General features: G+C 40.7%; 25 protein-coding genes. 18 read left to right on the top strand and 7 right to left on the bottom strand.

Annotated features, from left to right (window positions below):
- The first annotated feature begins 11 nt into the window (after positions 1 to 11).
- The 3 genes from SOR_RS05580 (at position 12) to sdbB (ending at position 2308) form a co-directional block, all read left to right on the top strand.
- Positions 12 to 872 carry a methionyl aminopeptidase gene (locus tag SOR_RS05580; RefSeq protein ID WP_000631558.1) on the top strand — a complete coding sequence of 287 codons (861 nt, stop codon included), beginning with the start codon at positions 12 to 14 and terminating at the stop codon, positions 870 to 872.
- A 125-nt stretch (positions 873 to 997) separates the two neighbouring features.
- Positions 998 to 1705, top strand: a complete 708-nt coding sequence (ccdA2, locus tag SOR_RS05575; protein ID WP_000443814.1) for a thiol-disulfide oxidoreductase-associated membrane protein CcdA2 — start codon at positions 998 to 1000, stop codon at positions 1703 to 1705.
- A gap of 12 nt (positions 1706 to 1717) precedes the next feature.
- Positions 1718 to 2308 carry a thiol-disulfide oxidoreductase-associated lipoprotein SdbB gene (gene sdbB, locus SOR_RS05570; protein ID WP_000755590.1) on the top strand — a complete coding sequence of 197 codons (591 nt, stop codon included), beginning with the start codon at positions 1718 to 1720 and terminating at the stop codon, positions 2306 to 2308.
- Here the strand turns inward: sdbB and pbp3 are convergent.
- Positions 2292 to 3533, bottom strand: a complete 1242-nt coding sequence (gene pbp3, locus SOR_RS05565; RefSeq protein WP_000720631.1) for a D-alanyl-D-alanine carboxypeptidase PBP3 — start codon at positions 3531 to 3533, stop codon at positions 2292 to 2294. The two genes, sdbB and pbp3, sit on opposite strands and share 17 nt — an antisense overlap.
- 105 nt (positions 3534 to 3638) lie before the next feature.
- Here pbp3 and SOR_RS05560 point away from each other — a divergent pair, with 105 nt between their 5' ends.
- The 4 genes from SOR_RS05560 (at position 3639) to ffh (ending at position 8239) form a co-directional block, all read left to right on the top strand.
- Complete coding sequence (locus SOR_RS05560; RefSeq protein WP_000489823.1) at positions 3639 to 4748, top strand: AI-2E family transporter; 1110 nt, start codon at positions 3639 to 3641, stop codon at positions 4746 to 4748.
- A gap of 235 nt (positions 4749 to 4983) precedes the next feature.
- Complete coding sequence (gene tuf, locus SOR_RS05555) at positions 4984 to 6180, top strand: elongation factor Tu (RefSeq protein WP_001040723.1); 1197 nt, start codon at positions 4984 to 4986, stop codon at positions 6178 to 6180.
- Between the two features lie 143 nt (positions 6181 to 6323).
- Entirely contained in the window at positions 6324 to 6656 is a 333-nt protein-coding gene (locus tag SOR_RS05550) for a putative DNA-binding protein (RefSeq protein WP_000402066.1), read from the top strand.
- Between the two features lie 11 nt (positions 6657 to 6667).
- Positions 6668 to 8239, top strand: a complete 1572-nt coding sequence (gene ffh, locus SOR_RS05545; protein WP_000863609.1) for a signal recognition particle protein — start codon at positions 6668 to 6670, stop codon at positions 8237 to 8239.
- An 88-nt stretch (positions 8240 to 8327) separates the two neighbouring features.
- Here the strand turns inward: ffh and SOR_RS05540 are convergent, their stop codons facing one another.
- The 5 genes from SOR_RS05540 to guaA all read right to left on the bottom strand — a co-directional run bounded on the left by SOR_RS05540 (position 8328) and on the right by guaA (position 14679).
- On the bottom strand, positions 8328 to 9326 hold the full coding sequence (locus tag SOR_RS05540) for a sensor histidine kinase (RefSeq protein ID WP_000682243.1): 999 nt from the start codon (positions 9324 to 9326) through the stop codon (positions 8328 to 8330).
- Positions 9316 to 9999 (bottom strand): response regulator transcription factor, encoded by a 684-nt coding sequence (locus SOR_RS05535; RefSeq protein ID WP_000680570.1) that lies wholly within the window; start codon positions 9997 to 9999, stop codon positions 9316 to 9318. The genes SOR_RS05540 and SOR_RS05535 overlap by 11 nt, the downstream gene beginning before the upstream one ends.
- Positions 10000 to 10031: 32 nt before the next feature.
- Positions 10032 to 12086 (bottom strand): FtsX-like permease family protein, encoded by a 2055-nt coding sequence (locus SOR_RS05530; protein WP_000491816.1) that lies wholly within the window; start codon positions 12084 to 12086, stop codon positions 10032 to 10034.
- A complete protein-coding gene (locus SOR_RS05525; protein ID WP_000447868.1) occupies positions 12076 to 12849 on the bottom strand; it encodes an ABC transporter ATP-binding protein in 774 nt (257 codons plus the stop codon). Before SOR_RS05525 ends, SOR_RS05530 begins: the two co-directional genes overlap by 11 nt.
- Positions 12850 to 13116: 267 nt before the next feature.
- Positions 13117 to 14679, bottom strand: coding sequence for a glutamine-hydrolyzing GMP synthase (gene guaA / locus SOR_RS05520; protein ID WP_000065733.1), 1563 nt, complete (start codon positions 14677 to 14679; stop codon positions 13117 to 13119).
- A gap of 140 nt (positions 14680 to 14819) precedes the next feature.
- Here guaA and SOR_RS05515 point away from each other — a divergent pair, with 140 nt between their 5' ends.
- From SOR_RS05515 to SOR_RS05465, 11 genes are all read left to right on the top strand, one after another.
- On the top strand, positions 14820 to 15518 hold the full coding sequence (locus tag SOR_RS05515; RefSeq protein WP_000936196.1) for a GntR family transcriptional regulator: 699 nt from the start codon (positions 14820 to 14822) through the stop codon (positions 15516 to 15518).
- Positions 15519 to 15654: 136 nt separating this feature from the next.
- A complete protein-coding gene (locus tag SOR_RS05510) occupies positions 15655 to 16941 on the top strand; it encodes a peptidase U32 family protein (RefSeq protein ID WP_000169101.1) in 1287 nt (428 codons plus the stop codon).
- A gap of 14 nt (positions 16942 to 16955) precedes the next feature.
- On the top strand, positions 16956 to 17267 hold the full coding sequence (locus SOR_RS05505; protein WP_001070652.1) for a CHY zinc finger protein: 312 nt from the start codon (positions 16956 to 16958) through the stop codon (positions 17265 to 17267).
- Between the two features lie 231 nt (positions 17268 to 17498).
- The gene (locus SOR_RS05500) at positions 17499 to 17699 is read left to right on the top strand and encodes a F0F1 ATP synthase subunit C (protein ID WP_001054556.1); all 201 of its coding nucleotides are present in this window, start codon (positions 17499 to 17501) and stop codon (positions 17697 to 17699) included.
- Positions 17700 to 17733: 34 nt separating this feature from the next.
- Positions 17734 to 18450, top strand: coding sequence for a F0F1 ATP synthase subunit A (atpB, locus tag SOR_RS05495; protein ID WP_000392869.1), 717 nt, complete (start codon positions 17734 to 17736; stop codon positions 18448 to 18450).
- 13 nt (positions 18451 to 18463) lie between these two features.
- Positions 18464 to 18958: a F0F1 ATP synthase subunit B gene (gene atpF, locus SOR_RS05490; RefSeq protein ID WP_000558542.1), complete on the top strand. Its 495-nt coding sequence runs from the start codon at positions 18464 to 18466 to the stop codon at positions 18956 to 18958.
- Positions 18958 to 19494, top strand: coding sequence for a F0F1 ATP synthase subunit delta (locus SOR_RS05485; RefSeq protein ID WP_000358988.1), 537 nt, complete (start codon positions 18958 to 18960; stop codon positions 19492 to 19494). The genes atpF and SOR_RS05485 overlap by 1 nt, the downstream gene beginning before the upstream one ends.
- A gap of 14 nt (positions 19495 to 19508) precedes the next feature.
- Positions 19509 to 21014 carry a F0F1 ATP synthase subunit alpha gene (atpA, locus tag SOR_RS05480; protein ID WP_000996617.1) on the top strand — a complete coding sequence of 502 codons (1506 nt, stop codon included), beginning with the start codon at positions 19509 to 19511 and terminating at the stop codon, positions 21012 to 21014.
- A 15-nt stretch (positions 21015 to 21029) separates the two neighbouring features.
- Positions 21030 to 21908, top strand: a complete 879-nt coding sequence (locus tag SOR_RS05475; RefSeq protein ID WP_000301230.1) for a F0F1 ATP synthase subunit gamma — start codon at positions 21030 to 21032, stop codon at positions 21906 to 21908.
- A gap of 87 nt (positions 21909 to 21995) precedes the next feature.
- Positions 21996 to 23402 carry a F0F1 ATP synthase subunit beta gene (gene atpD, locus SOR_RS05470; protein ID WP_000094372.1) on the top strand — a complete coding sequence of 469 codons (1407 nt, stop codon included), beginning with the start codon at positions 21996 to 21998 and terminating at the stop codon, positions 23400 to 23402.
- Positions 23403 to 23412: 10 nt separating this feature from the next.
- Positions 23413 to 23832: a F0F1 ATP synthase subunit epsilon gene (locus SOR_RS05465; protein WP_000940836.1), complete on the top strand. Its 420-nt coding sequence runs from the start codon at positions 23413 to 23415 to the stop codon at positions 23830 to 23832.
- Positions 23833 to 23864: 32 nt separating this feature from the next.
- Here the strand turns inward: SOR_RS05465 and SOR_RS05460 are convergent, their stop codons facing one another.
- Complete coding sequence (locus SOR_RS05460) at positions 23865 to 24878, bottom strand: lactonase family protein (protein ID WP_000665597.1); 1014 nt, start codon at positions 24876 to 24878, stop codon at positions 23865 to 23867.
- Positions 24879 to 24971 lie beyond the last annotated feature (93 nt).

The following is a 24971-nucleotide window of genomic DNA, read 5'->3' as shown; positions in this document are numbered from 1 at the left end:
TAGGAGAAAAAATGATAACTTTAAAATCAGCACGTGAAATCGAAGCCATGGACAAGGCTGGTGATTTCCTAGCAAGTATCCATATCGGCTTACGTGATTTGATTAAGCCAGGCGTGGATATGTGGGAAGTTGAAGAGTACGTTCGTCGACGTTGTAAAGAGGAGAATTTCCTTCCTTTACAGATTGGAGTAGATGGTGCAGTCATGGATTACCCCTATGCCACTTGTTGCTCTCTCAATGACGAAGTAGCTCACGCTTTTCCACGTCATTACATCTTGAAAGATGGTGATTTGCTCAAGGTTGACATGGTACTGGGTGGTCCGATTGCCAAATCCGACCTCAATGTCTCTAAACTCAATTTCAACAATGTTGAGCAAATGAAAAAATACACCCAAAGTTATACTGGTGGTTTAGCTGACTCATGTTGGGCTTATGCGGTTGGTACACCGTCTGAAGAAGTGAAAAACCTGATGGACGTGACCAAGGAAGCTATGTATAAAGGGATTGAGCAAGCAGTTGTTGGCAATCGTATCGGTGATATCGGTGCAGCCATTCAAGAATACGCTGAAAGTCGCGGTTACGGTGTCGTTCGCGATTTGGTTGGTCATGGTGTTGGTCCAACTATGCACGAGGAGCCAATGGTTCCTAACTACGGTATTGCAGGCCGTGGACTCCGCCTCCGTGAAGGAATGGTACTAACCATTGAACCCATGATCAATACTGGTGACTGGGAAATCGATACAGATATGAAGACTGGCTGGGCTCATAAGACTATAGATGGCGGCCTGTCTTGCCAATATGAACACCAGTTCGTGATTACCAAAGACGGTCCAGTTATCTTGACTAGTCAAGGTGAAGAAGGAACGTATTAAAAAAAGGAGCTTAGCTCCTTTTTTTGTGTCAAATTTTATCAAAATAAATAAGCGTAGCAGACTTCTTACAAATTTATTCTTTTGTAGTAAAATAGGATTAGAATTTTGAGAAAGTAGGTAATTCGTTGGAGTCGATTATATTTCTAGTATCCGTTTTTTTAGCTGGTATCCTGTCCTTCTTTTCACCCTGCATCTTTCCTTTGCTACCTGTCTATGCTGGTATTTTACTGGATGATCAGGGAAATTCGAAAAGCTTTCGCTTTTTTGGAAGAGACGTTGCATGGTCTGGTTTAATTCGAACCTTGTGCTTTATTGCAGGAATCTCCCTTATTTTCTTTATTTTAGGATTTGGAGCTGGATTCCTAGGGCAGATGCTCTATGCAGACTGGTTTCGTTATGCTATGGGAATAGTCATTATTCTTTTAGGGCTTCACCAGATGGAAATCTTGCATTTCAATAAACTGGAGATTCAAAAGACAGTCACCTTCAAACAATCCAAGTCTAATCACTATCTGTCAGCCTTCTTGCTTGGGATAACCTTTAGTTTTGGTTGGACCCCTTGTATCGGACCAGTTTTAAGTTCGGTCTTGGCTCTTGCAGCTTCAGGAGGGAATGGTGCTTGGCAAGGAGCCGTGTTAACATTAGTATACACATTGGGAATGGCCCTTCCTTTCATTATTTTGGCCTTGGCTTCGGGCTGGATTATGCCCTATTTTAGTAAATTGAAACCCCATATGATTCTACTAAAGAAAATCGGGGGAGCTTTGATTATTTTGATGGGATTATTATTAATGCTAGGGCAGTTAAATGCCTTATCAGGAATTCTTGGATAAAAGGAGAAAAAGATGAAAAAAGTTATTTTTGCTGGATTGAGCCTCATGTCTTTATTTTTGTTGATTGCCTGTGGTGAAAAAGAAACCAAACAGACAAGCAGTCCAAAACAACCCGCTGTACAACAAATCGCAGTCGGTAAGGATGCGCCAGACTTTACCTTGCAGTCTATGGATGGCAAAGAAGTCAAGTTATCAGACTATAAAGGGAAAAAGGTCTATTTGAAATTCTGGGCTTCTTGGTGTGGACCATGTAAAAAAAGCATGCCTGAGTTGATGGAATTAGCTGCCAAACAAGATCGAGACTTTGAAATCTTGAGTGTCATCGCACCTGGTCTACAAGGTGAAAAAACAGTTCAAGACTTTCCAAAATGGTACAAAGAACAAGGATACAAGGATATTCCAGTTCTATATGATACGCAAGCAACTACCTTCCAAGCCTACCAAATTCGTAGTATTCCAACGGAATACTTGATTGACAGTCAGGGTAAAATCGGAAAAATCCAATTTGGTGCTATTAGCAATGCTGATGCAGAAGCAGCATTTAAAGAAATGAATAAAAGAAAAAATCGCGATTGTTCGCGATTTTTTATAGTTTTTCATTGATAAAGCGGATGAATTGATTCCACCAAACTTTCAAAAAGAAGGCTTTTTCTACTTTCTTTTCAGAAACCATTTCAAAAGATGGTTTGTCAGCAGTGAGATAGCCCTGGCCAATCAAATCCTGATCTTCATAGGTTAGAGTACCGACAACCTTTCCTTCTTCCAATGGAGCCATTTCTGATGTTAATTTCGGTGTGAATTGGAGAGCTGGTGTAGTAGCGCTTCCGATGCGTTGGACGATGGAAATGTCTGACTTAGCGACAGCTGTCACATTATCTTCTTTACCATCCAGAACTGTTACTTTACTATCGTTGTATGCTTCACCTTTCTGAACGACGGTTTTTAAGGCAAAGTTTGCAGAAATATAATCTAAAAGTGCAGAAGTTGCGGTAAAACGCGCATAAGGGTTGGTATCTTGTTGATCTGCATTTAAAACAACTGTAATAATACGCATCCCTTTCTCAACAGTTGTTCCAACGAATGAAGCACCAGCTTTATCAGTAGTACCTGTCTTTAGTCCATCAATTCCACCACGATAGGCAGGCATTCCCTCCAACATATAGTTGGTTGAGTGGATTTCAAGTCCTGCAAAGGTAGAAGTTGGCTTTTTGGTGATTTCCAAAACTTGAGGATAATCTCGGATGAGGTTACGAGCGACGATTGCAACGTCGTAGGCACTCAACTTGTTTTCATCGTCTTTCTTTGAACCTGGATAGATATTATCGCCAAGGGTCTCATTATTTAAACCAGTAGTGTTTACAATAGTTGCATCTTGAATTCCCCATTCAAGAAGTTTAGCCCTCATTTTGTCTACAAAGTCTTTCTCAGAACCAGCAATCTTTTCTGCTAGTGCAATCGCAGCGCTGTTTGCACTGGATACCATTGTAGCCTCTAATAGTTGTTCAACAGTATAATTTCGAGCTTCCATTGGGACGTTACTCGCCTCAGAATTAGTTGTAAGTTTGTAAGGATAGTCTGAAATATCAACGGGTGTAGACAGGCTGATAGTTCCTTGTTCCAGAGCTTCATAGACCAAATAAACTGTAACTAGTTTGGTAATAGAAGCAATTTCTACAGGCTGATTTGCATCTTTTTCATAAAGGATTTTTCCAGTCGTAGCCTCGACAGCAATGGCATGTTTAGCAGCAACATCAAATTCCTGAGCAGAAACAGTAGAAGCTGTTCCAAAAACTAAAAGTGTCATAAAAGATAAAATTATTTTTTTCATATTAGCTTTATTTTATCATAAAGAAAAAAAATATTCTCGCTTTTTTTACTAAAGCCATCTTATCTTTTTCAGAAATATGGTAAAATAGAGAGAAGGAGGATACCTATGTTCCGTAGAAACAAATTATTTTTTTGGACAGCTGAAATTTTATTATTAACACTGATTTTCTATCTTTGGAGAGAAATGGGGGCCATCATTACTCCCTTTGTGACGGTTGTAAATACCATCATGATTCCATTTTTGCTTGGTGGATTTTTTTACTACATTACAAATCCAATCGTTACTTTCTTAGAAAAGAGATGTAAAATCAATCGTCTAATTGGTGTCTTGGTCACTCTTTGTGCCTTGATTGGTGCTATCGTTGTAGGAGTCGTTTATCTCTTGCCGATTTTGATTAATCAGTTGACCAGCTTGATTATTTCTAGTCAAAACATCTATAGTAGACTACAAGATTTGATCATCGATTTGTCCATGAATCCAGTCTTCCAAAATATTGATATTCAACAAACTATTCAACAACTTAATCTCTCCTATGTGGATATCCTCCAGAATATCCTGAATAGCGTCAGCAATAGTTTAGGAAGCGTTCTTTCAGCCTTGTTTAGTACAGTTCTAATCCTCATTATGACCCCTGTATTCTTGATTTATTTCTTGTTGGATGGTCATAAGTTGCTACCAATGTTGGAACGTACCGTCTTAAAGCATGACAAATTGAATCTTTCTAGCCTTTTAACCAATCTCAATACAACCATAGCGCGGTATATCAGTGGAATTGCGATTGATGCGGTTATTATTGGATGTTTGGCTTATATTGGCTATAGCGTTATCGGATTAAAGTACGCCCTAGTTTTTGCTATTTTCTCTGGAATTGCAAATTTAATTCCTTATGTTGGTCCAAGTATTGGCTTGATTCCAATGGTGATTGCCAATGTGTTCACAGATCCTCATCGTATGTTGATTGCGGTTGCTTATATGCTTATTATTCAACAGATTGATGGGAATGTTCTCTATCCACGTATCGTTGGAGGAGTTATGAAAGTACATCCGATTACGATTTTAGTGCTCCTTTTACTGTCAAGTAATATCTACGGTGTCATAGGGATGGTCGTAGCAGTACCTACTTACTCCATTTTTAAAGAAATTACTAAGTTCCTAGCGAAATTATATGAAAATCATAAAGAAGCTAAGGAACTGGAAAAAACAGAATCAAATTAAAATCAGGGAGACCTGATTTTTTTGATGAAAAGACTATCTTCCAAACAAAATAAGTTTGAATTCATATTGCCATAAAGAAGCAGAAGAACAGGATTTGATAAGATTTAGATTAATTCACAAAATATGTGTAAAACACTTGCAATTTAGCAGAAATTTGATAAAATAGTAAGGAAAGTTAGACTGTATTGCCTACTGTCTATCTATAAAATATATTTTATTGGAGGCTTTTACTCAAATGGCAAAAGAAAAATACGATCGTAGTAAACCACACGTTAACATTGGTACTATTGGACACGTTGACCACGGTAAAACTACCCTAACTGCAGCTATCACAACTGTTTTGGCACGTCGCTTGCCTTCATCAGTTAACCAACCTAAAGACTATGCGTCTATCGATGCTGCTCCAGAAGAACGCGAACGCGGTATCACTATCAACACTGCACACGTTGAGTACGAAACTGAAAAACGTCACTACGCTCACATCGACGCTCCAGGACACGCGGACTACGTTAAAAACATGATCACTGGTGCTGCCCAAATGGACGGAGCTATCCTTGTAGTAGCTTCAACTGACGGACCAATGCCACAAACTCGTGAGCACATCCTTCTTTCACGTCAGGTTGGTGTTAAACATCTTATCGTCTTCATGAACAAGATCGACTTGGTTGACGACGAAGAATTGCTTGAATTGGTTGAAATGGAAATCCGTGACCTTCTTTCAGAATACGACTTCCCAGGTGACGATCTTCCAGTTATCCAAGGTTCAGCTCTTAAAGCTCTTGAAGGTGACTCTAAATACGAAGACATCATCATGGAATTGATGAACACTGTTGATGAGTACATTCCAGAACCAGAACGTGACACTGACAAACCATTGCTTCTTCCAGTCGAAGATGTATTCTCAATCACTGGACGTGGTACAGTTGCTTCAGGACGTATCGACCGTGGTACTGTTCGTGTCAACGACGAAATCGAAATCGTTGGTATCAAAGAAGAAACTTCAAAAGCAGTTGTTACTGGTGTTGAAATGTTCCGTAAACAACTTGACGAAGGTCTTGCCGGAGATAACGTAGGTGTCCTTCTTCGTGGTGTTCAACGTGATGAAATCGAACGTGGACAAGTTATCGCTAAACCAGGTTCAATCAACCCACACACTAAATTCAAAGGTGAAGTCTACATCCTTACTAAAGAAGAAGGTGGACGTCATACTCCATTCTTCAACAACTACCGCCCACAATTCTACTTCCGTACTACTGACGTTACAGGTTCAATCGAACTTCCTGCAGGTACTGAAATGGTAATGCCTGGTGATAACGTGACTATCGACGTTGAGTTGATCCACCCAATCGCCGTAGAACAAGGTACTACATTCTCTATCCGTGAGGGTGGACGTACTGTTGGTTCAGGTATGGTTACAGAAATCGAAGCTTAATTCGATTTAGTTCCCAGAAGAACAATTATTTAAGTCAGACACTAAAAGAATCTTGCTTTGCAAGGTTCTTTTTTTCTTCTTCTTACTCTATTTGAAGTGCTTCTACTCTAGCAGTATAATCGTTTTTTGGTATAATAAAAGTTATGGAAATCGAAAAAACCAATCGTATGAACGCCCTTTTTGAATTTTATGCGGCGCTTTTGACAGACAAGCAGATGAACTATATTGAACTCTATTATGCTGATGATTATAGTCTTGCTGAGATTGCTGAAGAGTTCGGTGTTAGTCGTCAGGCTGTCTATGACAATATCAAGCGAACAGAAAAGATTCTAGAAGATTATGAGATGAAACTGCACATGTATTCGGACTATATTGTCCGCAGTCAGATTTTTGACCAGATCTTGGAGCGTTATCCCAAGGATGACTTTCTGCAGGAGCAGATAGAAATTTTAACAAGTATTGATAATAGAGAATAAGAGGAAGAAAAATGGCATTTGAAAGTTTAACAGAACGTTTACAGAACGTCTTTAAAAATCTACGTAAAAAAGGAAAAATATCTGAGGCTGATGTCCAGGAAGCAACCAAAGAGATTCGCTTGGCCTTGCTGGAAGCCGACGTTGCCTTGCCTGTTGTAAAGGACTTTATCAAGAAGGTTCGTGAACGTGCAGTCGGACACGAGGTCATTGATACCCTCAATCCAGCTCAACAGATTATCAAAATCGTTGATGAGGAATTGACAGCTGTTTTAGGTTCCGATACGGCAGAAATTATCAAGTCACCAAAAATTCCAACCATTATCATGATGGTCGGTTTGCAAGGGGCTGGTAAAACGACATTTGCTGGTAAGCTGGCTAATAAACTCAAGAAGGAAGAAAATGCTCGTCCTTTGATGATTGCGGCAGATATTTATCGTCCAGCAGCCATCGATCAGCTGAAAACACTTGGACAACAAATTGATGTTCCTGTCTTTGCACTTGGAACAGAAGTGCCAGCTGTTGAGATTGTTCGTCAAGGTTTGGAGCAAGCCCAAGCCAACCATAACGACTATGTCTTGATCGATACGGCAGGGCGTTTACAAATTGATGAACTTCTCATGAATGAGCTTCGTGATGTTAAAGCACTGGCTCAACCAAACGAAATCCTTCTTGTCATTGATGCCATGATTGGTCAGGAAGCGGCTAATGTTGCCCGTGAGTTTAATGCTCAGTTAGAAGTGACTGGTGTCATCCTTACCAAGATTGATGGGGATACTCGTGGTGGTGCAGCTTTGTCTGTTCGTCACATCACTGGAAAACCTATCAAGTTCACTGGTACGGGTGAAAAGATAACAGATATCGAAACCTTCCACCCAGATCGTATGTCAAGCCGTATCCTTGGTATGGGGGATATGCTGACCTTGATCGAGAAAGCTTCTCAGGAATATGATGAACAAAAAGCCCTTGAAATGGCTGAGAAGATGCGCGAAAACACCTTTGATTTCAATGATTTCATCGATCAATTGGATCAGGTGCAAAATATGGGGCCAATGGAAGACTTACTTAAGATGATTCCAGGTATGGCTAACAATCCGGCCCTTCAAAATATGAAGGTAGATGAGCGCCAAATTGCGCGCAAACGTGCCATTGTGTCTTCCATGACACCTGAGGAGCGTGAAAATCCTGATTTGTTAAATCCAAGTCGTCGCCGCCGTATCGCTGCAGGTTCTGGTAATACCTTTGTTGAAGTCAATAAATTTATCAAGGACTTTAACCAGGCCAAACAGCTCATGCAAGGTGTCATGTCTGGGGATATGAACAAGATGATGAAACAAATGGGAATCAATCCCAATAACCTTCCAAAAAATATGCCAAATATGGGAGGGATGGATATGTCTGCCCTTGAAGGCATGATGGGACAAGGTGGAATGCCGGATATGTCAGGTCTCGGAGGAGCAGGCATGCCAGATATGAGCCAGATGTTTGGTGGCGGACTCAAAGGTAAAATCGGTGAATTTGCTATGAAACAGTCTATGAAACGCATGGCCAACAAAATGAAAAAAGCTAAGAAGAAGAGGAAATAAGAAAAAGGAAAGCAGAAGAGCTTTCCTTTTTTAATATAAAATAAGAGCTTTCCATGATCATGTAATCTTTTCCCAATCGAAACATTTACTAAATAGAAAGAGTAATCTCAAATCCTTGCATCCATTCGGATTTTACTGTGATTTCGATTTTTAAAGCATCTGCTAATTGTTTGACCAGATAGAGGCCCATGCCTGTTGATTTTTTCCTTGTGTCTCCTGAATCACCTGTAAAGCCTTTTTCGAAGATATGAGGGAGGTCGCAAGCTTTAACTCCGCAGCCATTATCCCTAATAATCAGACTTGTGCGCCCCTTATCCTTTGACATATAAATATTGAGTTCGGGATTGTCGGAGCTATATTTAATGGAGTTGGCTAGGATTTGAGAGAGGATAAATTCAAAACTGCGTTTATCGGTGTAGCAGATTCCTTGTATGTTTTCTACCTTAATCGTAAATTTCTTTTCTTTGAGCAAGGGATCAAAGTTTTCCAAAAGATCTTGGATACACTCTTCTAGGTCAAGGTATTCAAATAGAAAATCATTTTTCTCACTTTTCACCCTGTAGTAGAATAGGATCTGTGATACATTTTCTTGGATTTGCTTTTTCACATAGTCCAACTTAAAAGCTGTATCCTCAGGCAACTGGTCGCTTTGATTGTCCAAAAGGAGGGAAAGAAGCGACAGAGGGAGTTTAATCTCATGCGCCCATTTTTCAACATAGTCCTCATACTCGGCTAGTAATGAGTTGAGTTTTCCTATTTCAGCCTGCTTTTGATAAAGTGTATCTGCTATTTTTTCAATGCTTTCTTTTTCTGAGGCACTTGATAAATGCAATAATTCAAGCTCAGTATCCGTCTTGGGATTGGCTATGAAGGCTTTATAGGCAGATGATTTTTTTCTTTCTGTTTTTATAAGTAAGAATGATAGGATGAAAAAAAGCAGGACGGTGGCTAAAATATAGAGAAGGATGAGGGCTTGAAACATTCTCACATCTGAAAGCCAAAGCAGGACAGCTGTAAATAGATCAAATGCTAAGAGAACAAGTAACCAAGGCAGATAACTAGCTAGATATTTTAGATTATGTTTCATCTGGACTTACCTCTTCAAGCTTGTAACCAATACCTCTGACGGACTTGACTTGAAGGGCAATGCCAGCCTGTTTCATCACCTTTTTTAGTCTTGCAATGTTCACTTGTAGGGCATTTTCATCGATGAACTCAGTTGTATTCCACAGTTTCATACTTAGTTCTTCTTTTGTGACGACAGGAGCATTAGTAACCAATAAGGTTTCTAACAATTTCCCTTGATTTTGGGGGAGTAAAATCGAGTGTCCATTGATATAAAGGGTATAGGTCTGTCTATCCAGCAGAAAATTATCTTTTTCAAGTAGATTTTGTCTGCCTTCATAGCGTTTCAAGATATTTTCTATACGTGCCAAAAATCTTTCTTTCTTGAAAGGCTTTGTTAGATACTCATCTGCCCCTAATTTCAGGGCGTAAATCTCATCTTTTAGTTGTTCACGGGAGGTGAGAACCAATATGGGCACAGAGCGTTTGGACTTGAGATTTTTACAAATTTGAAAACCTGTTTCTCCCGGCAAATTCAAATCCAGTATGATTAAATCCGTATCGTATTGCAGTACTTGCTGGCTTGTATCTTTGAAGTCAGTCAACTTATCAACTTGATAACCCGTTTTCTCTAACAAAATAACAATTTCATCTCGAATCAAGGCTTCATCTTCAATAACCAGAATATGCTTCATATCGGTTCCTCCTTTTCCTAATTTATTTTACCTTATTCATCTCTTTTGGGTTCCATTAAGGACAACAAGTACTTGTTGCTATTTTTCTTTACAATTCTTATATAGATGATTTCAAATCCAGTTAACAGCAGTACTATCAGCATGGCTGTGATAAATTTCTGCCCCATGGCCATTCTTGAGCTAGCGGGTACTATTCCTGTGAGGAGGGAGCTCACTCCGAAGCTACTACTGATAAGTGCAAGGGCTATTGGCAGACCAAAATACCAATTGATTTGCTTTTCTGAAGATCTACAAAGAGTTTCATAGTTGGCACCAAGATGGATTAAGGTCTGGTATCGTCTATAGGATTGTCTTTGTCCCATCAAAAACTGAACGCCAATGATTGTATTTGTGACAACAAGGAAGATGATAGCCAGATAGATAGTGATATAGCTGGCAGAGATAATGTAAAATAATTGTCTTCCCATATTTTGTATATAGCTTTCATAGCCAAGAGAGGTTTGATTTAGCTTTTCATTGGTATCTGAGATAGCTCTCATCAGGCCTTTTTCCTTGACTAGCTCAGGAGCTAAGATACCGCTGACATAGTTCGAGTAGCGACCGTCTGTATAGTTCATAAAGACTTCATCTGGGACTATGAGGGCAACAGAGAGGGTGATTTCACGATCCGTTACAATCGGTAAAGACTCCACCTCTCCAATCAATTTTACATCATTTTCCATGACTTTGATTTGAGGATTCGTCTTTAGAACAGAGTTGACGAGACTTTCATCTGGGAGAAAATCTTTCCCTATATACAAGTAGGCTTCCTTGCTAGTTAATTCTAGAGGAGGGAGATTGGCAGCCTTTCTAAGTTCATTGTATTCGGAAACTGGTATGAGGTGGGAAGTAGTAGACTGTTTAAATCTTTGGAGCAAAATTTCCTTGTTCTTGCTGCCTTTTTGCTCTTTCAAAATCTTGATGAACTGTTCAAAGGACACGGACTCGTGTTCTTTCGGTTTGCCGACTTTGATTTGCAGAATCTTTGAAAACTGTGATGCTAATCCTGCAGTTTCAAGCTCTTTTTTAACTTTGTCTATATCAAGATTTTCGTCTGTTTCCTGCTTGCTATCTCTAAATGTATAATCCAATACGTGGGTTTGATTGCCTGAATTGCCACTTGAAATAGCAACACCTGCTCCAAAGAGGCACAAGGCAGAGAAGATTAAGAGGGAGCAGATGGCCAGTATAGTTGAGCGCTGGATAACTAATTCCTGAATCTGTCTAAAATTATAGGCATGAAGTTTTCGATTGTTTCCAAGCTTGACCAAAAAGTCTATAAATAAACGCATACCAAAGAAGAGTAGGATAGTTCCCAGAGTTCCTAAGAGAACGGTGATGCCCATTGTTATGACATTTTCCCAAGCTCGTCCACTCATCCCCATGTAATAGGCTGTTCCTAGAAGCAAAATCCCGAGGACAGAAGCAAGAAGGTATACCCCCTTGGGTAGTACTTTCTTAATCCCAGAAGGAGAATAGGTAAGCAGGTTTCCGATTTCCATATTGGCCGTCTTTGCACTTAAAAGGACAAAAACAGCTAATTTTACGGCTAGGAAGCCGATGACTGTATAGAGTAGAGCTGTGGTAGATAGAGAAAATTGATGTTCAATAATCCCTAGTCCTACAATTTTAGCGGTTATTAGGCTGATTAGTTCTGAGATCAAGATAGAAATTGGAAGGCCTATTCCAAGGGCAAGGACACTGTTTCTCAAATCCTCGAGCAGGAGTAGCAAGAACAGTTTGCTTCTTCGCATTCCCAGTGTGAGATAGACACCAAATTCATGTTTTCTCCTTTCCATCTGCATACTGCTTGCGAAGTAGACTAGAAAAAAGAGAATAAAGAGCGTTGCTACATAAAGAATAGGAATCATGCTAAAGAGTTTATTTACAGCATCACTTTCTATTTGTTTGAGAAAGATCATTACATCTTGATGAGACAAAGAAAGGATGATGTAAAAGGAGATAATAGAAAGAACCATGGAACTGAAGTACAAGCCATTATTTTTTCGATCTCTCTTGCTATTTGTTGAGACTAATTTAGAAAACATTGCCATCACCTCCAGCTAGGGCTGCCATGACCTTTAGTATTCTGTGGTAGAAATCTTCTTGACTTTCTCTTGGATAATCGCGACGGATTTCATGGAATAGTTTTCCGTCTTGGATAAACAAGATGCGGTTGCAAAAGCTGGCTGCAACGGAATCGTGGGTCACCATGAGAATGGTGGTTTCTTCCACTTGATTCATTTCGGATAATTTTTGCATCAAAATGGTCGCATTTTTTGAATCCAAAGCCCCTGTGGGCTCGTCTGCAAATACAATCTTAGGGTCTAAAATTAAGGCGCGCGCAGCAGCTACCCTTTGCCGTTGACCACCTGATAATTGAGAAGGGAACTTATCCAGAAGTTCAGAAATATCCAGATATTGGGAAAGTAATTCTAACCGAACCTTGCTTTCGTCGGCATCGACCTTGTGTAAAGACAAGGGGAGTAAAATATTTTCTTTGGCTGTAAGATTGTCCAAAAGCTCAAAATTCTGGAAGAGATAGCCAATTTCCTTGCCTCTATAATCTGCTAATTGGCTCCCTTTTAACTGACCTAAATCTTTTTCTTGCATTTGAATAGAGCCGTCAGTTGGCTTGATGATTGTGGCGAGACAGTTAAGAAGGGTTGTTTTCCCAGAACCGCTACTCCCCATAATTCCTAAGAACTCACCTTTTACAACTTGAAAAGATATGCCGTTTAAGGCCTTGGTGATATTCGGCTCTTTTCCATAATGCTTTTTTAATGATTCTACTCGTAAAATTGTTTCCATGTGAAACACCTCCATCTTTTGTTACTTTCATTATAGTATGAATCAGAGTAGAATAACACTTACGGATGATGTAAGAAATCTTTATCGTTGACTTCTATGGTCAGTTTATTGGACTTATACTTACTATATTATAGCATGGTTTTAGGGATTTAAAAAGGGGAGTTGATGCTCAAGGACTTTCTATATTACAAAAATTTCTGATTTTGAAAATATGAAAGAAAAAGCCTTAGAAACATTGATTTCTAGGGCTTTTTAAGATCATTAACTCTATTCCCACTCAACAGTTGCAGGTGGTTTACTTGTGATGTCGTAGACGATACGGTTGACGTGGTCAACTTCGTTAACGATACGTACAGAAATCTTTTGAAGGACATCCCAAGGAATTTTGGCAAAGTCAGCTGTCATACCATCGATAGAAGTGATAGCGCGAATGGCAATGGTGTAGTCATATGTACGACCGTCACCCATAACACCTACTGAACGAACGCCTGTGTTGACAGTGAAGTATTGCCAGATATCGCGGTCAAGACCAGCTTTAGCGATTTCTTCACGAAGGATAGCATCAGACTCACGGACAGTTTCTAGTTTTTCTTCAGTGATTTCACCCATGACACGAATCGCAAGTCCTGGTCCTGGGAATGGTTGGCGCCATACAATGTGGTCTGGCATACCAAGCTCTGTACCGAGGGCACGGACTTCGTCTTTATAAAGAGTGTTCAATGGTTCAATCAGTTCAAACTGCATGTCTTCTGGAAGACCACCAACGTTGTGGTGTGATTTGATGGTTTGAGCAGTATCTGTACCAGACTCAATCACGTCAGTGTAAAGCGTTCCCTGAGCAAGGAATTTTACATCTTTTAGCTTGCTTGCTTCGTCATCAAAGACATAAACAAATTCGTTACCGATGATTTTACGTTTTTGCTCAGGATCAGAAACACCTGCAAGTTTGTCAAGGAAGCGTTTTGCAGCGTCTGCTTTGACGATATTCAAACCGAACTTACCACCAAGCATGTCCATAACTTGGTCAGCCTCTCCCTTACGGAGAAGACCGTGGTCTACAAAGATACAGATCAATTGATCACCGATCGCTTTTTGAAGAAGAACACCAACAACAGAAGAGTCAACACCACCTGATAGACCTAGAAGAACACGCTTGTCACCTACAGTTTCACGGATTTTCTTAATCTGCATGTCGATGAAGTTGTCCATTGACCAGTCGCCTTTAGCCTTACAGATGTTAAGGGCAAAGTTGCGAAGGATATCATTTCCGTATACAGAATGGCGCACTTCTGGGTGGAATTGGATACCATAGATGTGCTTGTCAGGGTTTTCAATAGCTGCATAAGGACAGTCAGCAGAAGTGCCAGTACGAACAAAATCAGCTGGAATCTCTGTAACAGCATCGCCATGGCTCATCAAAACAATCTGTTCTTCAGGAGTCCCTTCAAAGAGGGCAGAAGTAGTATGAGTAAGTGGTGATTGGCCATACTCTCGGTTACCAGCATCACCTGCAGGAACAACTTTTCCACCAAGTTTATGAGTTAAAAGTTGCATACCATAGCAGATTCCCAAAATTGGAATGCCAAGTTCAAAAATTTCTGGGTCAATATCAAATGAACCATCTTCATATACAGAGTTTGGTCCACCAGAGAGGATGATCCCTACAGGGTTAATCGAACGAACCTCTGCAGCTGAGATTTTGTGACTTTTTAGCTCTGAAAAAACACCAATTTCACGAATACGGCGTGAAATCAGCTGGTTGTATTGGCTACCATAGTCCAGCACGATGATTTTTTCGACATCTTGCAAATCAGTTGAAATGTTGCTCATCTTTTTCCTTTCTCAAAAGAAATATCTTTTTCAATATTCTATCACAAATAGGGGCGAATTACCAACTAAACAAGGCAAAGTTTGACTTTTTCTTAGCAAATACGGTACAATGGAGAAAATAAAGAAAAGAAGAGAGAATCATGTTACCAGCTTATATGAAAATCCACGATCAGATCAAGAAGGATATAGATGAGCATCGTTGGAAAATCGGAGAGAGGCTTCCAAGTGAGCGAGATTTAGCTGAACAGTTTCAAGTTAGCCGGATGACATTACGCCAAGCTATCTCTCTCTTGGTCGAGGAAGGAGTTTTGGAGCGTCGTGTAGGAAGTGGAACCTTTGTCTCTAGCACTCGTGTCCAAGAAAAAATGCGTGGGACAACCAGTTTTACGGAGATTGTCAAATCTCAGGGGAAAGTTCCATCTAGTCAACTCATTTCTTACAGAAGAACCATTCCAAATGAGCAAGAGGTCGCTAAGCTGGGGATTACTCCAACAGAGAATATTATCCGCATGGAACGGGTGCGTTATGCTGACCAAATACCGCTAGTCTATGAAGTCGCATCCATCCCTGAGAAATTTATTAAGGATTTCAAAAAAGAAGAAATCACCAGTCATTTCTTCCAAACCTTGCAGCAGCATGGCTACCGGATTGGCAAATCCCAACAGACCATTTATGCGAGATTGGCTAAGGAAAAGATTGCTCACTATCTAGAAGTCGAAAAGGGGCATGCCATTTTAGCCTTAACTCAGGTTTCCTATCTCGATGATGGGACGGCTTTCGAGTACGTAAAGAGTCAATACGTTGGCGAACGCTTTGAATTTTATCTTGAAAATAACTAGTCTAGAAAGGCTAGTTTTTTATTTTAGAAAAGATTAGAATTGTCAAAACAATCTGTCTAGGCTTGATTTTATCCATTATTTACTATAAAATGAGAAGGAAAAACGTCAAACTTTTATATTGCAAATAGGAGAAAAAATGACAAAAACATTAAAACGTCCTGAGGTTTTATCACCTGCAGGGACTTTAGAGAAGCTAAAAGTAGCTGTTCAATATGGTGCGGACGCAGTCTTCATCGGTGGACAGGCCTATGGTCTTCGTAGCCGTGCTGGAAACTTTACCTTTGAACAGATGGAAGAAGGAGTCCAGTTTGCTGCTAAGTACGGTGCCAAGGTCTATGTGGCTGCTAACATGGTTATGCACGAAGGAAACGAAGCTGGTGCTGGAGAATGGTTCCGTAAGTTGCGTGACATCGGGATTGCCGCAGTTATCGTGTCAGATCCAGCCTTGATTATGATTGCAGCAACCGAAGCACCAGGTCTTGAAATCCACCTTTCAACCCAAGCCAGTGCGACCAACTATGAAACTCTTGAGTTCTGGAAAGAACTTGGTCTAACTCGCGTAGTTTTGGCCCGTGAAGTTTCAATGGAAGAATTGGCAGAGATTCGCAAACGCACTGATGTAGAAATTGAGGCCTTTGTCCATGGAGCCATGTGTATTTCTTACTCAGGTCGCTGTACGCTCTCAAACCACATGAGTATGCGTGATGCCAACCGTGGTGGTTGTTCACAGTCTTGCCGTTGGAAATACGATCTTTACGACATGCCCTTTGGTCAAGAACGTAAAAGTCTGAAAGGTGAAATTCCAGAAGAATTTTCAATGTCAGCCGTCGACATGTCCATGATTGACCATATTCCAGATATGATTGAAAACGGTGTAGACAGTCTTAAGATTGAAGGCCGTATGAAGTCGATTCACTATGTTTCAACTGTGACCAACTGTTACAAGGCGGCTGTAGATGCTTATCTCGAAAGTCCCGAGAAATTTGAAGCCATCAAACAGGACTTGGTAGACGAGATGTGGAAGGTTGCCCAACGTGAATTGGCAACAGGTTTCTACTATGGTACACCTACAGAAAACGAACAGTTATTTGGCGCTCGTCGTAAAATTCCTGAATATAAGTTTGTCGCTGAAGTGGTTGCGTATGATGATGCGACTCAAACGGCAACCATTCGTCAACGGAATGTCATCAACGAAGGCGATCAAGTCGAGTTTTATGGACCAGGTTTCCGTCATTTTGAGACTTATATCGAAGACCTTCATGATGCCAAGGGCAATAAAATCGACCGCGCTCCAAATCCAATGGAACTCTTGACCATCAAGGTTCCACAACCTGTACAAGCAGGTGACATGGTCCGCGCTCTCAAGGAAGGTCTTATCAATCTTTATAAGGAAGATGGAACTAGCGTTACAGTTCGTGCCTAGAGAAGGAAAAGTGAATGAATCAAGCTCAAGGTTTGTTAGTTGATGATGAAGGCAGATGTATTCATTACCATGGTGAAAAGGACATCGTTTCCCTCCAGTGTTATGAGTGTAAAAAATACTATGCTTGTTATCAGTGCCACAATGCTATGGAAACGCATTTGTTTTCGCCCTATCCCTTGGTGCTTTCTGAGGATCGACCAATCTTATGTGGGGTTTGTAAGAGGACAATGACTTTCCAAGAATACCAAAAACAGATGGCTTGTCCTTACTGCAGTGCACCATTTAATCCAGGTTGTAAACAACACTATTCCTACTATTTTAAATAAACTGAATCAATCCAAGTTTTAAACTTGGATTTTTCGGTTTGTTTCAGAAAATATAGTAAAATCAAGAAAAACACGCAATCTAAAATGGAAAAACTTTCTATAGAATAGGGTAAAAATAGCAAAAATAGAAATATATTACCTGAAACGCTTTCAACGTAAGTAAAAAGTTGACAAATCAAAATTTTAGGACTAAACTAAGTAAGTAAATTTTAAATAAAAGGAGAATTCATCATGAATTTAACATTTTTCGGTCTTTGTCTTGCCTGTATGGGTGTATCCCTTGCAGAAGGTATGTTGATGAACGGTTTGTTCAAATCAGCTGCTCGCCAACCAGACATCATTCCACAATTGCGTAGCTTAATGATCATGGGGATTGCCTTTATCGAAGGAACATTCTTGGTTACCCTCGTCTTTTCATTCGTCATCAAATAGACAAATGGAACGAGAAGAAAAGGGAGGATTCTAGATGGAAGAAAGTATCAATCCAACCATCAATATTGGTCCTGTTACCTTTGATTTAACCATGTTAGCCATGACCTTGTTGATTGTGGGAGTTGTTTTTGGCTTTATCTATTGGGCAAGTCGCAATATGACTTTGAAACCCAAAGGAAAGCAAAATGTACTTGAGTATTTCTATGACTTCGTTATTGGATTTACAGAACCTAACATTGGTAAAAGCTACATGAAAGACTACTCGCTCTTTTTCCTTTGTCTATTTCTATTTATGGTACTGGCAAATAACCTCGGTTTGATGGCCAAACTTCAAACTACAGATGGGACAAACCTTTGGACATCGCCAACTGCAAATCTCCAGTTTGACTTGGCCTTGTCATTTGGAATTATCCTGATGACCCATATTGAAGGGATTCGTCGCCGTGGGATTAAAAAATATCTAAAAGCCTATATCACACCTGGCTTTATGACTCCCATGAATATCTTAGAAGAGTTTACCAACTTTTTATCACTTGCCTTGCGGGTGTTCGGAAATATCTTTGCTGGAGAAGTGATGGCTAGTTTGCTAATCACTCTATCTCATCAAGCTCTATATTGGTATCCAGTTGCTTTTGGTGCTAACTTGGCTTGGACAGCCTTTTCTGTCTTTATTTCCTGCATCCAAGCCTATGTGTTTACCATGTTGTCTTCTATGTACTTAGGAAATAAGATAAATGATGGAGAAGAGTAGAAAGGAGTAACAGATGCACGTAACAGTAGGTGAATTAATTGGTAACTTTATTTTAATCGCTGGCTCTTTTATCCTTTTGATTGTCTTAGTTAAGAAATATGCGTGGTCAAACTTGACAAGTGTCTTCGAAGAAAGGGCAAATAAAATTGCTGCTGATATTGATGGAGCTGAACAGGCTCGTCAAAAAGCAGAAACTCTTGCCCAAAAACGTGAAGATGAATTGGCTGGTAGTCGCAACGAAGCCAAAACAATCATTGAAAATGCTAAAGAGACTGCAGAGAAGAGTAAAGCAGATATTCTGGCAGATGCTAAAGTAGAAGCAGGTCGCTTAAAAGAGAAGGCGAATCAAGAAATTGCTCAGAATAAAGCTGAGGCTTTGCAAAGTGTTAAGGGCGAGGTGGCAGATTTGACGATTAGTCTCGCTGGTAAAATTATCTCAAAAAACCTTGACAGTCATGCTCATAAGGAACTCATTGATCAGTATATCGATCAGCTAGAGGAAGCCTAATGGACAAGAAAACAGCAAAGGTAATTGAAAAGTACAGCATGCCTTTTGTCCAATTAGTGATTGAAAAAGGAGAAGAGGACCGGATTTTTTCAGACTTGGATCAAATCAAGCAAGTCGCAGAAGAAACGGGCTTACCTTCTTTTTTAGCTCAGGTGGCAGTTGATGAGTCTGATAAGGAAAAAACAGTTGTTTTTTTTCAAGACTCTGTCTCACCTTTAATGCAAAACTTTATTCAGGTTCTGATTTACAATCACAGAGCAAATCTTTTTTATGATATCATTGTTGATTGTTTGAATCGTCTTGAAAGAGAAACCAATCATTTTGTAGTCACGATTTCCTCAGCTCATCCTTTAACGGATGATCAGAAGGAACGTTTGCTTCCCTTGATAGAGAAAAAAATGTCTCTGAAAGTACGGAGTATTAAAGAACAAATTGATGAAGGACTCATTGGTGGTTTTGTCATTTTTGCTAATCACAAGACAATTGATGTGAGTATAAAACAACAACTTCGAGTTGTTAAAGAAAATTTGAAATAGAAAGTGGTGTTCTTTTGGCAATTAACGCACAAGAAATCAGCGCTTTAATTAAGCAACAAATTGAAAATTTCAAACCCAATTTTGATGTGTCTGAAACAGGTGTTGTAACCTATATCGGGGATGGAATTGCGCGTGCTCACGGTCTTGAAAATGCCATGAGTGGAGAGTTGTTGATCTTTGAAAACGGCTCTTATGGGATGGCGCAAAACTTGGAGTCTACAGACGTTGGGATTATCATCCTTGGAGACTTTACAGATATTCGTGAAGGTGATACTATTCGCCGTACAGGTAAAATCATGGAAGTACCTGTGGGGGACAGCCTAATCGGACGTGTTGTCGACCCACTTGGTCGTCCAGTTGATGGTCTTGGTGATATCCATACTGACAAGACTCGTCCAGTGGAAGCGCCAGCTCCTGGCGTTATGCAACGTAAGTCTGTATCAGAACCATTGCAAACAGGCTTGAAAGCTATTGACGCCCTTGTTCCGATTGGTCGTGGTCAACGTGAGTTGATTATCGGTGACCGTCAGACAGGGAAAACAACTATTGCGATTGATACAATCTTGAACCAAAAAGGTCAAGATATGATCTGTATCTACGTAGCGATTGGACAAAAAGAATCAACAGTCCGTACACAAGTAGAAACACTTCGCCAGTACGGTGCCTTGGACTACACAATCGTTGTGACAGCCTCTGCTTCACAACCATCTCCATTGCTCTTCCTAGCTCCTTATGCTGGTGTAGCTATGGCAGAAGAATTTATGTACCAAGGCAAGCATGTTTTGATTGTTTATGATGATCTTTCAAAACAAGCGGTCGCTTATCGTGAGCTTTCTCTCTTGCTTCGTCGTCCACCAGGTCGTGAAGCCTTCCCAGGGGATGTTTTCTACCTTCACAGTCGTTTGCTTGAGCGCTCAGCTAAAGTTTCTGATGAGCTTGGTGGTGGATCTATTACAGCCCTACCATTTATCGAGACACAAGCAGGAGATATCTCTGCCTATATCGCAACCAACGTGATTTCTATCACTGATGGACAAATCTTCCTTGGTGATGGTCTCTTCAATGCGGGTATTCGTCCAGCCATTGATGCGGGTTCATCTGTATCCCGTGTAGGGGGTTCGGCACAGATTAAAGCCATGAAGAAAGTTGCTGGTACACTTCGTATCGACCTTGCTTCATACCGTGAGTTGGAAGCCTTCACTAAGTTTGGTTCTGACTTGGATGCAGCAACACAGGCTAAGTTAAACCGTGGACGTCGTACTGTGGAAGTATTGAAACAACCTGTCCATAAACCACTACCTGTTGAGAAACAAGTAACCATTCTCTATGCTTTGACACATGGTTTCTTGGATACGATTCCAGTAGATGACATTGTTCGTTTTGAGGAAGAGTTCCATACTTTCTTTGATGCTCATTATCCAGAGATTTTGGAAACCATTCGTGAAACAAAAGACTTGCCAGAAGAAGCAGTCTTGGATGCTGCGATTACAGAGTTTCTCAATCAATCCAGCTTCCAATAAGAATAGAGGTTTCAGATGGCAGTATCTCTAAATGATATTAAAACAAAAATCGCCTCAACCAAAAATACGAGTCAAATCACTAATGCTATGCAAATGGTATCGGCTGCCAAGTTAGGTCGCTCTGAAGAAGCAGCGCGCAACTTCCAAGTTTACGCTCAGAAAGTTCGTAAGCTTTTAACGGATATTTTGCATGGTAACGGATCTGGTGGTTCAACCAATCCGATGCTCATCAGTCGCCCAGTTAAGAAAACAGGCTATATCGTTATCACTTCAGACCGTGGTTTGGTTGGAGGTTATAATGCTTCCATCCTTAAAGCCGTTATGGAGTTGAAAGAAGAATACCATCCAGATGGTAAAGGTTTTGAGATAATCTGTATCGGTGGTATGGGAGCTGATTTCTTTAAGGCTCGTGGTATTCAGCCAATCTATGAACTACGTGGCTTGGCAGATCAACCTAGTTTTGATGAAGTTCGTAAAATTATTTCAAAAACGATTGAGATGTACCAAAACGAACTTTTTGATGAATTGTATGTCTGCTACAACCATCATGTCAATACTCTCACAAGTCAAATGCGTGTGGAGCAAATGCTGCCGATTGTTGACTTGGATCCAAATGAAGCTGATGAAGAGTATAGTTTGACCTTTGAGTTGGAAACGAGCCGTGATGAAATTCTAGAGCAGTTGTTGCCACAGTATGCCGAAAGTATGATTTACGGGGCTATTATCGATGCCAAGACAGCTGAAAATGCTGCAGGTATGACAGCTATGCAAACGGCGACCGATAATGCCAAAAAGGTCATCAATGATTTGACAATCCAGTATAACCGTGCCAGACAGGCGGCGATTACACAAGAAATTACAGAAATCGTGGCGGGGGCTAGTGCCTTAGAATAAGACTTTACCCCTTGTACGTATCAAAATGAACTTAGGCCCTAGGTAAACTAGGAACCGACAGTATCTTATATAGAATAGGAGAAGGAGATGAGTTCAGGTAAAATTGCTCAGGTTATCGGACCCGTTGTAGATGTTTTGTTTGCAGCAGGGGAAACACTTCCTGAGATTAATAATGCACTTGTCGTCTACAAAAATGACGAAAGAAAAACAAAAATCGTCCTTGAAGTAGCCTTGGAGTTGGGTGATGGTATGGTCCGTACGATCGCCATGGAATCAACAGATGGTTTGACTCGTGGAATGGAAGTTTTGGACACAGGCCGTCCAATCTCTGTACCAGTAGGTAAAGAAACTTTGGGACGTGTCTTCAATGTTTTGGGAGATACCATTGACTTGGATGCTCCTTTCGCTGAAGACGCTGAGCGTCAGCCAATTCATAAGAAAGCTCCAACTTTTGATGAATTGTCTACCTCATCTGAAATCTTAGAAACAGGGATCAAGGTTATCGACCTTCTTGCCCCATACCTTAAAGGTGGTAAAGTTGGACTCTTCGGTGGTGCCGGAGTTGGTAAAACTGTCTTGATCCAAGAATTGATTCACAACATTGCCCAAGAACACGGTGGTATTTCAGTATTTACTGGTGTTGGGGAACGTACTCGTGAAGGGAATGACCTTTACTGGGAAATGAAAGAATCAGGCGTTATCGAGAAAACAGCCATGGTATTTGGTCAGATGAATGAACCACCAGGAGCCCGTATGCGTGTTGCCCTTACTGGTTTGACAATCGCCGAATACTTCCGTGATGTAGAAGGCCAAGATGTGCTTCTCTTTATCGACAATATCTTCCGTTTCACTCAAGCTGGTTCAGAAGTATCTGCCCTTTTGGGTCGTATGCCTTCAGCCGTTGGTTACCAACCAACCCTTGCTACAGAAATGGGTCAATTGCAAGAACGTATCACATCAACCAAGAAGGGTTCTGTAACCTCAATCCAGGCTATCTACGTGCCTGCGGATGACTATACTGACCCTGCGCCGGCAACAGCCTTCGCTCACTTGGATTCAACTACAAACTTGGAACGTAAGTTGGTACAGTTGGGTATCTACCCAGCCGTTGATCCGTTGGCTTCAAGCTCTCGTGCCTTGGCACCTGAGATTGTTGGTGAGGAGCACTACGCAGTTGCTGCTGAGGTTAAACGTGTTCTTCAACGTTACCATGAATTGCAAGATATCATTGCTATCCTTGGTATGGATGAACTTTCTGATGAAGAAAAGACCTTGGTTGCACGTGCCCGTCGTATCCAGTTCTTCTTGTCTCAAAACTTTAACGTTGCAGAACAATTTACTGGTCAACCTGGTTCTTATGTACCAGTAGCGGAAACAGTTCGTGGCTTTAAGGAAATCCTTGAAGGAAAACACGACCAGTTACCAGAAGATGCCTTCCGTGGTGTCGGTTCAATCGAAGACGTCATTGCTAAGGCAGAGAAAATGGGATTTTAAGAGGTGATCTATGGCTCATTTAACTGTCCAGATCGTGACACCAGATGGCCTCGTCTATGATCACCATGCCAGCTTTGTATCGGTACGAACTCTGGATGGTGAGATGGGGATCTTGCCACGACATGAAAATATGATTGCGGTTTTAGCGGTTGATGAAGTGAAGGTAAAACGTATCGATGATGATACTCATGTGAACTGGATTGCAGTGAACGGAGGAATTATCGAGATTGCTAATGATATCATTACTATTGTAGCAGACTCTGCAGAGCGTGCTCGTGATATTGACATCAGTCGTGCAGAACGTGCGAAACTTCGAGCTGAACGAGAAATCGAAGAAGCCCATGACAAGCATTTGATTGACCAAGAGCGTCGTGCAAAAATCGCATTGCAACGTGCTATCAACCGTATCAATGTCGGAAATAGACTATAAAAAAATAACTTGAAACTCAAGTTCTATTTTTTTTAATGTGGAAAGTTGATGCAGACTGCTTCAGGGACATGGAAGTCGTTAGAAAGCTCTGCAAGACGACCACTTTTAGGATTGCGCTTAAAGACGGTTGCGTTATCAGAATCTTGATGAACAGCAATGAGAAACTCTTGATCAGGAGTTAGGTCGAAATCACGTGGATTTTTACCATGACTTGGTACAATCTCTAATAATTCCAAGCTACCATCAGCGAGGATTGTATAGACTGCAATGGAATCATGACCTCGGTTGGATGCATAGAGGTATTTGCCATCTTTTGAAAGACGAATGGCAGCAGTAGCATTAAAGCCTTCGTATCCATCTGGTAAGGTTGAAATAACTTGCATGCGTTCAAATTCACCAACTCCATCATAAATCAAGACCTCTATAGTGCTATTAAGTTCGCAGATGAGATAGGCAATCTTATAGTGGTGGTGGAAAACGATGTGGCGAGCCCCTGCTCCAGCTTGGCTGTGATAAGTGTAGAGTTTATTTAGTTTTCCCTCTAAGCTAACATCATAGGTTGTTACCTCATCTGTTCCTAGATCACATGTGACAAGGTACTGGTCAGGTGTTAGATCCGTAAAGTGTACATGTGGGGAAGCTTGGTTTTCATGAGGACCTTGTCCACTATGCTGATCTAGATCTGTTTGGATGAGGTTACCATCCGTTTGACGTTTATAAACCAGAACTTGACCCTTATGATAGTTGGCCCCATAAACGAGACCACGCTTTTCATCCACTGCCACATAACAATGGGGGGCGCCTTCTTCAACCACATGATTTAGCAAAGTACCATCAGTCTTGTAAGCAGCGATTCCACCTAAGCCATCCTGGCTCCCTACAGTGTATAAGTGTTTCTGCTGGTCAAAGGCAAGGTAGGTTGGACTTGGTTCAGCAGCAAAAAGTTCAAGATTTGCAAGCTGGCCTGTTTCTGTATCAAAATCTGCCTTGTAAATCCCTTTAGATAAGCGACGAGTGTAAGTTCCAAAATAAACAGTTTCTTTCATGTCCATACCTCTTAATAATGATAAGTTCATTATACCACAAAATTGGCAGTCATGAAGCACTAGATTCATCCATGTAAGCACTTTAAAAAAGAG

The organism is Streptococcus oralis Uo5 (assembly GCF_000253155.1).
Lineage (GTDB): Bacteria > Bacillota > Bacilli > Lactobacillales > Streptococcaceae > Streptococcus > Streptococcus oralis_L.
The sequence above is the reverse complement of the archived record's forward strand: the minus strand, read 5'-3'. Positions and strand labels throughout refer to the sequence as shown.

Coding starts and splice junctions, on each gene's coding strand:
- SOR_RS05485 (WP_000358988.1), top strand. CDS start 18,958: ATGGACAAGAAAACAGCAAAGGTAATTGAAAAGTACAGCATGCCTTTT.
- SOR_RS05475 (WP_000301230.1), top strand. CDS start 21,030: ATGGCAGTATCTCTAAATGATATTAAAACAAAAATCGCCTCAACCAAA.
- SOR_RS05505 (WP_001070652.1), top strand. CDS start 16,956: ATGAATCAAGCTCAAGGTTTGTTAGTTGATGATGAAGGCAGATGTATT.
- ffh (WP_000863609.1), top strand. CDS start 6,668: ATGGCATTTGAAAGTTTAACAGAACGTTTACAGAACGTCTTTAAAAAT.
- SOR_RS05550 (WP_000402066.1), top strand. CDS start 6,324: ATGGAAATCGAAAAAACCAATCGTATGAACGCCCTTTTTGAATTTTAT.
- sdbB (WP_000755590.1), top strand. CDS start 1,718: ATGAAAAAAGTTATTTTTGCTGGATTGAGCCTCATGTCTTTATTTTTG.
- atpF (WP_000558542.1), top strand. CDS start 18,464: ATGCACGTAACAGTAGGTGAATTAATTGGTAACTTTATTTTAATCGCT.
- SOR_RS05580 (WP_000631558.1), top strand. CDS start 12: ATGATAACTTTAAAATCAGCACGTGAAATCGAAGCCATGGACAAGGCT.
- SOR_RS05465 (WP_000940836.1), top strand. CDS start 23,413: ATGGCTCATTTAACTGTCCAGATCGTGACACCAGATGGCCTCGTCTAT.
- SOR_RS05525 (WP_000447868.1), bottom strand. CDS start 12,849: ATGGAAACAATTTTACGAGTAGAATCATTAAAAAAGCATTATGGAAAA.
- SOR_RS05560 (WP_000489823.1), top strand. CDS start 3,639: ATGTTCCGTAGAAACAAATTATTTTTTTGGACAGCTGAAATTTTATTA.
- SOR_RS05460 (WP_000665597.1), bottom strand. CDS start 24,878: ATGAAAGAAACTGTTTATTTTGGAACTTACACTCGTCGCTTATCTAAA.
- atpB (WP_000392869.1), top strand. CDS start 17,734: ATGGAAGAAAGTATCAATCCAACCATCAATATTGGTCCTGTTACCTTT.
- SOR_RS05515 (WP_000936196.1), top strand. CDS start 14,820: ATGTTACCAGCTTATATGAAAATCCACGATCAGATCAAGAAGGATATA.
- guaA (WP_000065733.1), bottom strand. CDS start 14,679: ATGAGCAACATTTCAACTGATTTGCAAGATGTCGAAAAAATCATCGTG.
- SOR_RS05500 (WP_001054556.1), top strand. CDS start 17,499: ATGAATTTAACATTTTTCGGTCTTTGTCTTGCCTGTATGGGTGTATCC.
- SOR_RS05530 (WP_000491816.1), bottom strand. CDS start 12,086: ATGTTTTCTAAATTAGTCTCAACAAATAGCAAGAGAGATCGAAAAAAT.
- SOR_RS05535 (WP_000680570.1), bottom strand. CDS start 9,999: ATGAAGCATATTCTGGTTATTGAAGATGAAGCCTTGATTCGAGATGAA.
- SOR_RS05510 (WP_000169101.1), top strand. CDS start 15,655: ATGACAAAAACATTAAAACGTCCTGAGGTTTTATCACCTGCAGGGACT.
- atpD (WP_000094372.1), top strand. CDS start 21,996: ATGAGTTCAGGTAAAATTGCTCAGGTTATCGGACCCGTTGTAGATGTT.
- SOR_RS05540 (WP_000682243.1), bottom strand. CDS start 9,326: ATGAAACATAATCTAAAATATCTAGCTAGTTATCTGCCTTGGTTACTT.
- tuf (WP_001040723.1), top strand. CDS start 4,984: ATGGCAAAAGAAAAATACGATCGTAGTAAACCACACGTTAACATTGGT.
- pbp3 (WP_000720631.1), bottom strand. CDS start 3,533: ATGAAAAAAATAATTTTATCTTTTATGACACTTTTAGTTTTTGGAACA.